The sequence below is a fragment of the Mycobacterium vicinigordonae genome (assembly GCF_013466425.1).
Classification (GTDB): Bacteria; Actinomycetota; Actinomycetes; order Mycobacteriales; family Mycobacteriaceae; genus Mycobacterium; species Mycobacterium vicinigordonae.
On the sequence record NZ_CP059165.1, the window covers coordinates 3,711,179 to 3,726,768 of the forward strand.

At 64.0% G+C, this 15,590-nt stretch carries 3 protein-coding genes; 2 read left to right on the forward strand and 1 reads right to left on the reverse strand.

Annotation, left to right across the window (positions count from 1 at the left end):
• Window positions 1–3: 3 nt before the first annotated feature.
• Together H0P51_RS28980 and H0P51_RS16745 are read left to right on the forward strand one after the other, a co-directional pair.
• Window positions 4–6,237: a type I polyketide synthase gene (locus tag H0P51_RS28980; protein ID WP_213016702.1), complete on the forward strand. Its 6,234-nt coding sequence runs from the start codon at window positions 4–6 to the stop codon at window positions 6,235–6,237.
• Between the two features lie 23 nt (window positions 6,238–6,260).
• Window positions 6,261–13,598, forward strand: a complete 7,338-nt coding sequence (locus tag H0P51_RS16745; protein ID WP_180913912.1) for a beta-ketoacyl synthase N-terminal-like domain-containing protein — start codon at window positions 6,261–6,263, stop codon at window positions 13,596–13,598.
• Between the two features lie 185 nt (window positions 13,599–13,783).
• Here H0P51_RS16745 and H0P51_RS16750 read toward each other — a convergent pair whose 3' ends face one another.
• Window positions 13,784–15,523: an AMP-binding protein gene (locus tag H0P51_RS16750; RefSeq protein WP_180913913.1), complete on the reverse strand. Its 1,740-nt coding sequence runs from the start codon at window positions 15,521–15,523 to the stop codon at window positions 13,784–13,786.
• Window positions 15,524–15,590 lie beyond the last annotated feature (67 nt).

The following is a 15,590-nucleotide window of genomic DNA, read 5'->3' on the forward strand; positions in this document are numbered from 1 at the left end:
CCAGTGGCATCCAAACATCCTCCTGTTGCCATTGTCGGTGTGAGCGCTCTGCTGCCAGGGTCTGCAGACGCCGAACGCTTCTGGCGCAACATCGTGAATGGCATTGATCTGTTCTCCGAGGTGCCACCATCACACTGGCGCATTGACGACTACTACGACCCCGATCCGGACATGCCGGACAAGGTATACGTCCGCCGTGGTGGGTTCTTGCCTGATGTCGATTTCTCGCCGATGGACTTTGGAATTCCACCGAACGTCCTGCCCGCGACCGATACCGCCCAACTGCTTGCACTGATGGTTGCGCAGCAGGTCTTGCAGGACGCCGCAGGCGGCGAATTGTCACAGATTGATCGTGAGCGCGTCAGCGTCATACTCGGCGCCGCCGGCGCCACCGAATTACTCGGCTCCATGAGCGGCCGCCTGCAACGGCCAGTTTGGGAAAGGACGCTGCGCGCCGGCGGTCTGTCCGAACGGCAGATCGCGGAGTTCAGTGAGCGCGCGATGTCCAACTACGCACCCTGGCAAGAGAACACCTTCCCCGGACTTCTCGGCAACGTTGTCGCCGGACGTATCGCCAACCGCTTCGATCTCGGGGGTACGAACTGTGTCATCGACGCGGCGTGCGCAAGTTCCCTGGCTGCCCTTGAAGTTGGGCTCCATGAGCTGTATCTCGGCGAATCGGACATGGTGATCACCGGCGGGGTCGATGCCTGCAATGACATCTCCATGTTCATGTGCTTCAGCACGGTGACCGCGATGTCACCCACTGGCGACTGCCGTCCGTTTTCCGACCAGTCGGACGGCACCATGCTGGGCGAAGGGCTCGCGATGTTCGCGCTCAAGCGTCTCGATGACGCCGAGCGCGATGGCGACCAAATCTACGCAGTGATCAAAGGAATTGGGACTTCCTCGGATGGCCGGGCAAAGAGCATCTATGCGCCGAGTCCGGCCGGTCAGGCCAAAGCCTTACGCCGCGCCTATGCCGCTGCCGGTTACGGACCGGAAACGGTGGGGCTCGTCGAAGCACACGGGACTGGCACCAAAGCCGGTGATATCGCCGAGTTCTCGGCACTGCGCGAGGTCTTCGCGACATCCGGGCGTGCTGACCAACAGTGGTGTGCACTCGGCTCAGTCAAGTCCCAGGTCGGACACACCAAGGGCGCGGCGGGGGCGGTCGGGCTGTTCAAGGCCGTGATGGCGGTTCATCATCAAACGTTGCCGCCAACTATCAAGGTCGATCAACCCAACCCCCACCTCGAGATAGAGAAATCGCCGTTCTATCTCTCGACGCAAACGAAGCCGTGGTTGGCAGACGAGGGCGTTCCCCGACGTGCGTCCGTCAGCTCGTTCGGCTTCGGCGGCACCAACTTTCACATCGCCGTGGAGGAGTACACGGGTGTCGGCAAACGCGCACCCCGATACCGATCCTGCGATTCCGAGCTGATTGTGCTGGGCGCGCCATCCGTGGCCGTACTTGCCGATGATTCGGCTCGTCTTTCTGCATCACTCGTTGACAGCACCGACATGCTCAGCTACATCGCACGCAGCGCGCAGTCGGCCTACGACGCCACGCAGCCCCACCGCTTGGCTGTCGTCGCGGACAGTGTTTCGGACTTGCGCGCTAAGCTCTCCGAACTCGCCGGAAGGCTCCAAGAGCCTTGTGTGCCAACATTATTAAGCTCGCCCAAAGGCTATTACTATTCGGCACAACACCCCGGGCCGGTCGCACTGTTGTTTCCAGGGCAGGGCAGCCAGTACGTTGGTATGGGTGCTGACATCCCCCAGCTCTACGCGCCGGCCTTGGTGCCCTGGGAACGTGCCCGCGCTGACCATCTGAACGCAGATCGCGACCTGCACCAGATTGTCTGGCCGAAAACGGCTTTCACCACTGACCACCGAGCGTTGCAGGCGGCCGAATTGACCAAGACGGAGTGGGCACAGCCGGCCATCGGGGCCCATAGCCTCAGCCTGCTTTCCATCGTCCGCGCTCTCGGCATCGCGCCGGTTGCCGTCGGTGGACACAGCTTTGGCGAGGTCATCGCGCTACACGCCGCGGGTGTTTTCAGCGAAGACGTTGCCCTACAAATCGCCCGGCAACGCGGTGCGCTAATGGCCGAAGCCGCGGCCAGCAGCAACGGGGCGATGTGTGCGGTGACGGCACCTGCCCAGAGCGTCCGTGAACTCATCGAAGAGTGGGGACTTTCGGTGGCAATCGCCAACCACAACGCTCCTGATCAGGTTGTGATCTCAGGCGACGCCGCCGCCATACACGATGCCGCTCAGCGCTTCAAAGCGGCGGGGGTAAACGCGCGGCGCCTTGATGTCGCAACTGCCTTCCATTCAGAAATCGTCAGTTCGGCAACGGGTCCATTCAATTCGCTCCTGGCAGCTATACCGTTCGGCACGCCAAAGATTCCGGTCTACGCCAACGCCACGGGCCAGCCGTACGGCGATGACGCGCAAACAATCCGGGCAACGCTGGCCGGGCAGATCGCGCAGCCCGTGCGGTTCGCTGAACAGACTCAGGCGATGTGGCAAGCCGGTGCACGCACATTCATTGAAGTGGGTCCCGGCAACGTGCTGACAAATCTCGTCAGCAAATGCCTCGCCGATAAGGAGCACTCCGCGATATCACTGGACGCCAAGGGCCGAAACGGCATTCGATCGCTTTGGATCGGGCTGGCCCAACTCGCGGCGGCCGGCGTACCGATGAGATTCGAGGCTCTTTGGGCTGACTACCGCCTGGGTGAGGACCCGCGCACTCGTCAGCAGCAGAAGCTGACCCTGAAGATCAATGGATCGAACTATGGAAAGCCACCGACAAGCGACGAGCCGATGCAACGACCAACGGCTATCGCGACATCAACTGACCGCAGTCACCATAACGGACACAGGATCGAATCGGAGCCCACATTGGCGCCAAAAGAATCAGTGACATTCGGGGTCCACGCGAGCACGACGACGTCTGTCGAACTTTCGGCACCAGCTCGGGTGGTCCCGAGTGTGCTGAATGGGAACGGCCACGGCGCGGCGGCTTCGGTTGCAGTGGCACCTCCGAGTTCACCCGCAGTTGCAACGGCCGCGTCTCCGTCACCTACCGCACCGTCGTCCGGCGTGCCCGACGTCGGTGCCGACGTGGTGGCGGAGATGTTCGCCGCGTTGGGAACCTTGCAGGACACCGTCGACCAGATGCGGGGGCTCCTCGAAAGGCTCGCGTCGCGGACCGCGGTGACTTCGGCCCCGGCCGCAGCGCCACTCATCCCCAACGGGAAGCCTCCGGTGCCCGAACCGCGGCCGGCGCCGCCGCCACCCAACGGCACGCCGCCACCGGCAGCCCCCACAGCAACCCCCGCCACCGACACCAACCTGATCAACCAAATGCTCGAAGTCGTCGCCGACAAAACCGGCTACCCCGTCGAAATACTCGACCTCTCAATGGCACTGGAAACCGACCTCGGCGTCGACTCCATCAAACGCGTCGAAATCCTCTCCGCCGTCCAAGAACGCCTCCCCACCCTGCCCAACATCGACACCGCCACCATGGCCACCCTCACAACCCTGCAAGAAATCGTCGACCACCTCCACCACCACACCACCCACACCGGCGCCCCGCCCACGCCGCCCCTACCCAACGGCACGCCGCCACCGGCAGCCCCCACAGCAACCCCCGCCACCGACACCAACCTGATCAACCAAATGCTCGAAGTCGTCGCCGACAAAACCGGCTACCCCGTCGAAATACTCGACCTCTCAATGGCACTGGAAACCGACCTCGGCATCGACTCCATCAAACGCGTCGAAATCCTCTCCGCCGTCCAAGAACGCCTCCCCACCCTGCCCAACATCGACACCGCCACCATGGCCACCCTCACAACCCTGCAAGAAATCGTCGACCACCTCCACCCCACCCCCGCCGCAACCGACACCGGCTCCCCGGCAGGTGACCGCCTCCCTTTTGAGGTGGCCGGAGCAGCGATCGCCCGCTACTCGGTGCGGGCCATTGCTGCTCCGGCTAGCGGGATGGGTATGCCGGGTCTCTACAGCGCCGCGAAGGTGGAAATTGTTGCCACCCAAGATGACAACGTCGCCAATGCCCTGGCTGCAATCCTGCGCACACATGGAATCGGTGCCACGATTGTCGGCGAGCCCAGCAGCGAGGCGGAGGCGGTGGTCCACCTCGGTGGCCTGCGCCGGATAGCCAGCCGGGAAGCGGCACTGGCCACGAACCGGACGCTGTTCGCCGACGCGCAACGCATCGCGGCCAGGTTCCAGGAACGCGGCGGTGTGTTCGTCACCGTTCAGGACACCGGCGGTACCTTCGGCCTGCTCGACGAACCGGGCTCGGGGGTATGGACCGCCGGTATCGCCGCCCTCACCAAGACGGTCGCCCAAGAGTGGCCGACTGCGCAGGTCAAGGCAATCGATATCGCTGTTGGGCACCAATCTGCGATCAGCGTCGCCGAGCACCTCGCCCAGGAGATACTGGCCGGGGGGCCGGAACTGGAAGTCGGTGTGGATAGCAGCCACGGCCGCGTCACCATCGTCGCAGACGCGCGGTCGGTGGCCGCGCACACACCTCGCATCGATTGTCGTGACGTGATCGTCGTGTCGGGCGGCGGGCGGGGTGTCACGGCTGCGTCGGTGATCGCCTTGGCAGAACGCACACAGGCCAGCTTCGTCCTGATCGGACGTACGGAACTCGGCGATGAACCAGCCGCAACGCGCGGGCTGACGACCGATGCCGAACTCAAGCGGGCGCTGCTCACCAGTGCGGCGGCACAAGGTCTCAAGCCCACGCCAAGGCAGTTGGAACAGCAGGTGCAACGCATCGCGGCTGATCGTGATGTGCGCGCGACTTTGGCCGCGCTGAACGACGCCGGCTCCCGCGTCCGCTACGCCGCGGTCGATGTCCGCGACTCGTCTCAACTCGCCACTCTGCTGGCGAGCGTGCGAGCCGAATTCGGAGCCATCACCGGGTTGATCCATGGCGCAGGCGTGTTGGCCGATGCCCCCTTACACAAGAAGACTCTGGACGGATTTGATCGTGTCTTCGACACGAAAGTCGGTGGTCTTTGCGCGCTGCTGGACGCGACCGCCGTCGACGAGCTGAAGCTTGTCTGCCTGTTCTCATCGGTGGCCGCGCGCAGCGGCAACGTCGGTCAAAGCGACTACGCCATGGCCAACGAGATACTCAACAAGGTTGCAGCCGCAGAGCAGGCCCGTCGCGGGCAGGCCTGTCTTGTTCGGGCGCTGGGCTGGGGACCATGGGACTCCGGAATGGTTACCCCGGGTCTCAAGGCGATGTTCGAGTCCCGGGGCATCTCTTTGATCCCGCTCGCCGACGGGGCGCAGGCATTCGTTTCCGAGGTGCTGGATGCCGATATCGGCAGCCCCGAGGTGATCGTAGGAGGCAACGTATTAGCTGGCCTGCCAACCCATCCGATCCCAATGGAAGGCCGCGTCGCGCGCGTAACGGCGCACGTGAAAAGTCAGCCTTACCTCATCGATCATCGGATTCAGGACAACGTCGTGCTGCCGCTCACACAAGCCGTGGAATGGTTCGTACGAATGACCGAAGCGTGTCGCCCCGGGCAACGAGTAAATCGCCTAATCGACCTCAAGGTACTTCGAGGTGTGACATTGCATGAATTCGAACAACATGGCGACCCGCTGCTAGTGCGCTGCGCGCCGGTGCAAGATCAGCCGCACCGGCTGACGTGCACGCTGACCGATAGTTCGGAATCAGCGGCCTATTACTCCGCGACGATCGAAATGGGTTCGGGCTCAACCGTTATCCCGAGCCTCTCGACGATATCCCGCGGTAGCCGGCGCGGCCGCGACACCTGCTACAACCACGGTGCACTCTTCCACGGCCCCGCGTTCCAGGTGATTGACAGCGTGGACTGCTGGGAAACGAGCGCCACGGCCTCCTTGCACGGTGTGACGGCGGCAGGCTGGCCGGGCGAAGGCTGGGCCACCGATCCGGCAGCGCTCGACGGTTGTCTTCAGTTGGCGTTGATATGGAGCTTCGAACGTCTCGGCCGTACGGTGCTGCCGCTGCGGCTCGGGGAGGTGGTGCGCTACCAGGCCGGCCCACTGGGCCAGGGGCTCAGGTGCGTGCTCTCCAACGGCGACGCCACGAACAACCGAGTGGTCTGCGACCTCGACCTGGTTGACGCAGGCGATCTTCTGGTCGCCAGCCTCAAACGACTCGAGCTGTACCCGTACGGCCACTGATCCAACGATGCCGCAGAGCCGCCATGAAGTTTGAACCCATCGCGATTGTCGGTGAAGGCTGCGTGCTTCCCGGCGGCCTGAACCCTGACGAGTTATGGGCGACGGTGCACGAGGGACGGGACGTCCTGGGCTCACCGCCGCCGGGCCACTGGGGCGTATCGACGGCGCGCATCATCCGAGCAGACCCGAACGCCCCTTTCCTCGACCACGCATGGTCGGATCGCGGCGGACACGTACGCGGCTTTGACGAGATCTTTGACCCCGGCCGTTTCCTGCTCGACGCCGACCACTTCCAGGGCCTGGATCCGCTGTACCTGTGGGCCGTCGAGGCGGCTCGGCAAGCACTGGAGCGCGCCGGCTGGTCCCCCGGTGAGGTCCCGGGTGCCGCGGGTGTCGTCCTGGGTAACTTGAGCTACCCGACGAAATCGATGACCGATCTGGCTGAAATGGTCTGGCGTGGCTGCGACGACGGGATCGATTGGCGAAACCGCTTCATGTCTGGGCTGCCGGCGCATCTCATATCCAATGCACTTGGTCTGACGGCGGGCGCCTCCGCTCTCGACGCGGCATGCGCCTCATCGCTGTACGCCATCAAGTTGGCATGCGATCGACTGCACGACCGCGCGGCGGATGTGATGATGGCCGGCGGCGTCAACGGGGCGAGCGACCTACTCCTGCACGTTGGCTTCAGCGCGCTGCAGGCATTGAGTCGTACCGGCAGGTCGCGACCCTTCCACCGCAGCGCCGACGGACTGGTACCCGCCGAGGGTGCGGCGTTTCTGGTCCTGAGGAGGCTGGACGACGCGATCGCCGACGACAACGCCATCCTCGGCGTCATCCGGGCGGTAGGGCTCAGCAACGACGGCCGCGGACACGGTCTGCTGGTACCTTCCCAAGACGGCCAACAACGCGCGATGACCCGCGCGTACGAAATGGCTGACATTGCGCCGCAAAATATTTCACTCGTCGAGTGTCATGCCACTGGGACCTCGCGCGGCGACCTGATCGAATTGATGAGCATGGCCCGCATCTTCGCCGGGACCGCGGACATACCCATCGGCTCGCTGAAATCCAATCTGGGGCATTCCATCACGGCCTCCGGCGCCGCGGCAGCTATCAAGGTGCTCGCGGCGATGCGGGCGGGTGTCCGCCCCCCGACACTTCACGTCGAAGATCCACTGCCGTTCATCGCCGACTCCCCGTTCCGTCTGCTCACCGAGTCCGAGCCCTGGGAATGCAGTGGGCCACGGCGCGCCGCGATCAACAACTTCGGCTTCGGCGGCAATAACGCCCACCTGATTCTCGAGGAATGGACCGAGCCGGCCGATGCGCACTACGCGCCGAGGTTTCCGGTAGACGATTGCCCGGCCGACGACGACATCGCCATCGTCGGACTCGCACTCCGGGTGGGCGGACATGAGACCGCTTCGGTCGCTGACCATCTGAGGACATGCCAACCGATTCCCAGCGACGACGGCAGCGGCATTCGCCGAGCCCGGATGACCGAGATTCGTCTTGACATCACTGAAACACGTTTTCCCCCAGTTGATCTCGCACAGACGCAGCCTCAGCAGCTCGCCCTTCTGGGCGCCGCTCTCGACATCGGTGACCTAATCAACCGGCTCCCGTCGGACACCACCGGCGTCATCGTGGGTATGGGTTGCGACGCCGAGGTAACACGATTCGGAGTGCGTTGGCGGTTGGCCGATGACATCGACGACGCCGAAAAGCTGGCGAGCGCCCGAGACGGCGTGGTGCGAGGGTTGACCGCCGCCGGTGTCGTCGGCGCCATGCCCAACATCGTGGCCAACCGATTGAACAGCCAATTCGACCTCCGCGGAGCGAGTTTCACCGTGTCCAGAGAAGAGCTTTCCGGCAGCACAGCTCTGGAGCTGGCCGCACGTGCACTACGACGAGGGGAAATCGACGCGGCTGTGGTCGGTGCGGTGGACCTCAGCTGTGAACCAGTCCACGAAGCCGCGGCACACGCGTTGCTGGGACCGGAACAGCAAACACCCGGTGACGCCGCCGTCGTATTGGTGCTCAAGCGCTCCGAGGACGCGCGCCGTGATGGCGACACGATACTTGCCGCCCTGCCCCCTGAACAGAATCCGGTCGGTGAGTACTTACACATAGGGTCAGCGCCGGGCGCGTTCAACCTCTCGCCCCTTCTCGGCCACCCCCATGCCGCATCCGGGCTGCTGCACGTGGCCGCCGGCGCACTCTATGGCGTTCTTGGCGTACGCCCTGATGGCAGACCCTGGGCAGCGGAAACGCGGGCCGTCGTTGTCGCGCTCAACGCGCTGGGTGGTCAGGAGCAGCGCAGCGTGCTCGTGCCGGCCGCGGCCGAACACCGCGGCCCCGACGCACTCGGCGGCCCTCTTCCCGTCGCCGCTCAACCGGAGGCAGGGAAGTCCACACGCCGACAATTCCCGGCCCATCTGCCAGATGTGCTACTACCGAAACACATTGCGGCCGCCAGGGCATCCTTCAGCGACGACCCAGCGCCGAAGGCAGTCCCAGGCGACGCGGCAGCACACTTGGGCATTCGACTGGAGCCGCCGATGGCGTCACGCCTCCCCGTTCCACCGGTTCTGCCTAAAGTCACGGAGGCGTTGGCGCGGATTTCACTGGGCACAGCCCTGACTGCACAGACCCCGCCTGAACCACTCTCGATTGCGTATCCCGTCGAGCCTCAAACGGCCAGCGATGCCGCGACTCGGGGAGGCGCCCAGAACGACTCTGCCAGTAGTACTTTCACGCTGCAGGCGGGTACGCAGCCTAGCGCCGTTGCGGGTCGGTACGTACCTCCTCACGGAGCTTGCAGGGCGATCCAGCCTTCCCGGCCAGTCGACAAAGACCTGCCGGAACCGACAATCAAGCGCACGCCGGTGGGTCTCACGTTGGACAAGGCCGGGCTGCTGGTGCACGCGTCGGGAAACATCTCCGACATTTATGGTCCGGCATTCACGGTGCAAGACCACTACCTTCGGCAGGTGCGGATGCCGGAACCGCCGCTGCTGCTGGCAGATCGCCTGCTCGGCATAGACGCAGAGCCGGCAACGATCGGCACCGGAACGCTGTGGACCGAAACCGATGTCACTGCCGACGCATGGTGGCTCCATCAGGCTCGGATGCCGGCCGGCATCATGATCGAGGCCGGGCAAGCCGACCTCATGCTCATCTCATGGATGGGCGCGGACTTCGCCAACAAGAGCGAGCGCGTGTATCGGCTGCTGGGCTGCGAGGTGACCTATCTGGGTGGCCTGCCGGAGGTCGGCGACACCCTGCGGTTCGATATCCACGTGGACGGCCACGCCCGCCAAGGCGACATCCGGCTGTTCTTCTTTCACTACGACTGCACCATCGACGGTGTCGAGCGGATGTCGGTACGTAACGGGCAGGCCGGGTTCTTCTCCGACAAGGAGTTGGCAGCCTCAGGCGGGATCCTCTGGCGGCCGGAACATGAGACCGTCAGCGGCCCAATGGAAGCAACGCCGTCCCGGACTTCGCGCACCTCATTGAGTCGCGCCGATCTTGAGGCGTTGGCGGCAGGCCAGGTCTGGCAGACGTTAGGTAGCGGCTTCGAACGCGGAGCCAGCCACACCCGCACGCCGCGCATCTCAGGCGGCGACATGCTGTTCGTCGACGAGGTGACCCAACTGGACTTCTCCGGCGGCCCGTGGGGCCGTGGTTATCTACGGGCCACAGCGCAGGTAACGCCTGAAAGCTGGTTCTTCAAAGGCCATTTCAAGAACGACCCATGCATGCCCGGAACCCTCATGTACGAAGCGACTATGCAGACCATGGCGCTATACATGACGGCCCTGGGCATGACCTTGGAATGTGACGGCTGGCGCTTCGAACCAGTGCCCTTCGAGACCTATAAATTGCGCTGTCGCGGACAAGTCACCCCGCAATCGCGCGAGCTCGTCTACGAGGTGTTCGTGCGGGAAGTCCTCGCCGGACCCGAGCCCACGCTGTTCGCGGATCTGCTCTGCACGGTCGACGGCCTGCCGGCTTTCCACTGCGTCCGTATGGGACTCAAACTCTCACCGGGCTGGCCGATGGATCAGGGCACCAAGGAGCTCGCAGGATACGTCGAACCCAAGCCGGTCGCCGAAGTCGATGGCTTCAGGTTCGACTACAAGTCGATGCTCGCGAGCGCCATCGCGAAGCCCTCCATGGCGTTCGGTCCGCTCTACGAGAAATTTGATTCGCACCGAAGGGTGGCGCGGCTGCCGGCTCCGCCCTACCACTTCATGTCCCGGGTGACCGACGTTGTCGGAGAGATCGGCGTGAAGAAGTCCGGTGCACAAGCCTTGGTGGAGTACGACATTCCTCGTGAAGCTTGGTATTTCGCTGCCAACGGGACACCCACGATGCCCAACGCAGTCCTGATGGAGGTCGCCCTTCAACCCTGCGGGTGGCTGGCCACCTATGTCGGCTGTGCACTGGACCACGATGTGGATCTCTGTTTCCGCAACCTCGACGGGACAGGGACTCAGCACCGTGAGATCACGCCCTCGACCGGGACATTGCGAACCAAGGTCTCGCTGACGAATGTGGCCCAGGCGGGCGGAACCATCATCGTGTCCTTCGATGGTGAAATCCGGGCGGACGAGGGACCCGTTTACACCTTCAACACGGTGTTCGGCTACTTCCCCCACGAAGCGCTACAGCACCAAATCGGTTTGCCGGCAACAGAAGAGCAGCGTTCCTTGTTAGACCTTCCCTGCGAGGCGGAAGTCGTCGACCTGCACACCCTCCCGGAGCACTTCTTCGGCCCGGGTGCCCGGCTGGCCGACCCGATGCTGTTGATGATCGACCGAGTGACGGGCCGCTGGCCGGCCGATGGTAACGCCGGGCTCGGTCGATGGCGCGCGGTAAAAGACGTCGATCCCGCGGAGTGGTTCTTCAAGGCGCACTTCTACCAAGACCCGGTGCAACCGGGATCCCTCGGTGTCGAGATGCTGCTGCAGCTCCTGCAGTTCGCGATGCTCGATCTGGGGCTGGGTAACGAGGCGGGTCCGTCGGCGCGCTTCGAACCGGTGGCGCTGCACAGTGCGATCACCTGGCGGTATCGCGGTCAAGTCGTGCCCACCAACACGCAGATCACGTCACAGGTGGAAATCACCCGCATCGCCCGAGGGGACGACGGCATCCTGGCGGTGGCTGAGGCCTCCTTATGGGTTGACGGCAAACGCATCTACAGCGCGACCAATCTCGGCATGCGCATAGCGGGTGGCACACCGAACGCAGGATCCTCCTACGCCGCCTTCGATGCCCCACCGGTGAGGTCGGAAACCCTCGAGATGACCATCGATCCCGCGCGGGACACGTGGATCGCCGATCACTGCCCGACGTATGCGATCCCTTCGTTGCCGATGATGTCGGTGCTAGACCTGTTCGCACAGGCAGCCGTCCGCGCCTCCGGAGGCGCCAAGGTGGTCGAGATCGCCGACTTGCGAGATGTTCGCTGGATCGTCATCGACGCACCGAAGCAACTCCGGGTGATCGTCGAACCGACCGAAAACGGGCACTTTCGGGGCCGCTTGGAAGTATGGCGAGACGCGAGCAGACCCGAGTTGTCACGCTGGGAGACGCACGCACAGGCCGTAATCATCACTGCGGAGCAGTATCTGGGCGGACCGGCAACTCCTGCTCCGTTGGCCGACGCGGTGCCCCTCCCCGCCCCGTACGACGGCGCGGTGTTCCACGGGGCCGCGTTCGCGACCCTGATGGACGGCGCGCGGATAGGCCGCAACGGCTCGGCCGGGACGCTCGCCGTCGAGCGGTGCAAGGTTCCGGTGGGCCAGCTGCAGCCCGGAGTGCTCGACGGCGCCCTGCACATTGTCCCGCACTCCGCGATGAGTCTCTGGACCACAAACAGTTCAGACGTATGGTCGTATCCGCAAGCCACGGACCCGGCGGTCGCATATCCACTTCGGGTGGAGTGGGCTCGGTTCTATCACGACGCCCCCGTGACGGGAACGGTGGAGGTGGAAGCTCGATTCGTCGGTTTCGACGACGCCGACGGCCGCCTGCCCGTCGTCGATCTGTGGCTAGGCGTAGCCGGCAGGCCCTGGGCGAACCTCCGAGTCGTCGAGATCCTGCTGCCCAAGGGGCCTTTCGCCCGTGTCAGCGGCCTCGAGCGACGCGCTTATTTGGCCGAGCGGCGTGCGGTTCCCGCCCTGTCGTTGAGCGATCGATTAGGCCCCGGGGTGGTCACGCTCGATTCCGCCCGGGTGGCAACGGTGAACTGGCTCAAAGGCACCCTGCAAGCGGTGTATCACACCGCTAGCCAAGGGGATTCGTTGATCGTCGACATCGCGGTCAAAGAAGCCGTCGCAGACGCCGCCCACAACGCGATCCACCCATCGCAGGTGCGGGTTCTCGACGGGCAGGTCAGCTGTCCGGCGCTGCCGCTGGAGCGGGTCTGCGTCGACATAGAGAAACCGCACAACGGCGCATGTCGCGCGAATGCGTCGTTGGTGACGGACTGGCAACCAGTACGCAGCTGGTCGACCGACAGGCTGGGCATACCACCGGGTGGGTTCGCAGATCTTCTCCACTGGGCCCTGCTGTCGCGCTATGTGAGGCACGTGATCGTCACAGATCCAGCTGCGATGGCAGCGATTCGTGGACGCCCGGTACTGTTGCTGGGCAACCATCAAGTGCAGATCGAGTCGCTCTTGGGTACCTCGATCGCGTCGTGGCTAACGGACACAAAGGTCACGACCATCGCCCACGCCAAGCATGAAAGTCGTTGGATTGGCCAGCTTTTGCGAATTGTCGGCGGCGTGGCCGACACCGAGCGAAACAATATCCGCTACTTCGATCAGCGAAATCCGCAGCAGTTCCTCAGCCTGATCGAAAAAATCAAGAGCGACGTCGCTGCCCACGGGACGTCGACCATGGTGCATGCCGACGGAACTCGACACGTCCGCTCCGGTCAGCGGGTCGAGCGCCTCACCTCCACGCTGCTGGATATGGCGATCAACATGTCCATGCCAATTGTGCCGATGTACTTCGCAGGAGGACTACCTGAAGAACCCGTGGATCGCAAGCTGGAAGTGCCGTATCGGCATGCGGCGCAAGACTATATCTTCGGTCGTCCGATCACTACCGAAGAGCTGACCGCATGGACCTACGCCAACCGTCGCCGCCGCGTCATGGACGCGATCAACGCGCTTGCCCCGTTCAGTGATGCGCCGCACGAACCGAACTACTCTGTCGAGAACAGAGTTGCCGCCACCGCACCGGATACGCCTACCCTTGAATCGATTTGGGGGTGCCTCGAAGACGCTCTAGATGCCCTCCCCGTGGACTGGCGCGGCACGGTCCACCGCGACCAATAGACCCCGAGCGTTCGCGAAGTCCTCATGTCTTCCTGCCTGCTCTCGAAAAGACTTGACCAGTCCCGCACCACTGTCTTTCACCGCCCCGGGGCCACTCCGTCCGACGCGTGCAAGCAGTGCGATGTCCACCGCTGCAGGCCTGACCGGACAGGACAGGACAGGACATCGAGGATTTCCGCCAGAAGCTAAGCGTCCAAGCGGGCGAACTCGTTTCGCTGGTATCGCCCCACACAAGCCGATCGCCTGATCTTGCCGCTAGTGGTGATCGGAATCGAACCGGGGTCCACCAGAACCAGATCCGCGACCCGCAAGTTGTGCGCGGTAGAGATTGCCGAGGCGACTTCGCGCTTGATCACGGCGAACTTGCGCATGGCCTCTTCGTCGGAATCGCCCCGCTTCTTAACCTCCATCACGACGACAAGCTGATCCACGCCGTCGTCCGGAACGGCGATCGCCGCGACCCGACCTCTGCTGATCTCCTGGATAGTCGCCTCGATGTCGTCGGGAGCGTGGTTGCGCCCGTAGACGATCAGAAGATCCTTGAGGCGGCCGACGACGAACAGCGCTCCCTGGGAGATGAAGCCCAGATCCCCGGTCCTGAGCCAAGGCCCTTCGGGTGTGCCGGCCGACGGCTCGACCAGCACACCGCCGAAGGTGCGCTCGGTCTCTTCAGGCTTCTGCCAATAGCCGGCGGTGACGTTGCCGCCGTGTACCCATATCTCGCCGGTCGTTCCCTGGGCGCACTCGGTGCGGGCCTCGGGATCGACTATCCGCACCATGGGGCCTTGCAGTGCCGGATATCCGACAAGGGTTGTGCCGGTACCGCTTTCACATCGCTTTGCCTGGCCGGCCGAGAGTTGCTCGGACTCGAAGTGGCCGATCTCCGGTGGCTGCCCCTCGGCGCTGGTCGACACGTACAACGTCGCCTCAGCGAGCCCGTAGGTGGACCGGACCACCGTTTCAGAAAGATTGAAGGGGGCGAACCGCTCCGTGAAGCGCTTGAGGGTTTCGGGACGAACCCGCTCGGCGCCGGGCATGATGGCTATCACGTTGGCGAGGTCGAGCCCGGCCATGTCCTCGTCGGTTGTTCTGCGGGCCGCAAGGTCCAAGGCGAAGTTGGGCGCTCCCGTCGAGGTGCAGGGGTAGGAGGCCAGCAATTGCATCCACCGGGCCGGGCGCTCCAGGAAGGCACCCGGGCTAGTGAGCACCGAACGGCATCCCGAAAGCACCGGTGTACACACGCCCATCACCAATCCCAGGTCATGAAAGAAGGGCGCCCACGTCACAATGGTGTGGTCGGGCGGCTCAACGCCTCCGCTTCGCGGAAAGCAGCCGGCCATCGTCAGCTTGTAGTTGTCCTGAAGGTTGGAATAGGACACCATCACTCCGGCCGGCTGACGGGTCGATCCAGACGTGTACTGCAAATACGCAGTGCTTTGGTAGTTGTGTTCGCCCGTGTCGAATCGAGCCGGAGCATCCAAGTCGAGCAGATCGATCTCGATGATCGACAGGGGGGGCTCTCCGGGCGGCCGCGCGACGTACCTGGTGACGTCGGCCACGGCAGATGAAGTGGTCAGCACGACGGTGGGAGACGCGTCGCGCAGCACCGAATCAATGCGCTCGTCGGCAACCCCGCCCATCGGCAGCGAAAGGGGGACCGCGATGATCCCGGCTTCCAACGCGCCCAGGAAGGCAAGGACGTAGTCGAGCCCCTGGGGCGCCAATATCACAGCCCGGTCACCGGGTGCGGCAACAAGCCTGAGCTCGCGCGCGACGTTTCGCACTCGCCGATACAGCTGCGGCCAGGTGACGCTTTCGGCGGCGCCGGCCCAGTCCTTCTCGTAGTCGATAAACGTGTATGCCACGTCGTCGGGCTGCAGGCTGGCACGCTTACGCAGCAAAACCGGGAATGGGGTACCAGACACGCGCACAGAATACCGTGCCGCTCCGCTGCAGCTTGATGGCGGATATCAAGGCCGTCCGCCCGCTGAT

Coding starts and splice junctions, on each gene's coding strand:
- H0P51_RS16745 (WP_180913912.1), top strand. CDS start 6,261: ATGAAGTTTGAACCCATCGCGATTGTCGGTGAAGGCTGCGTGCTTCCC.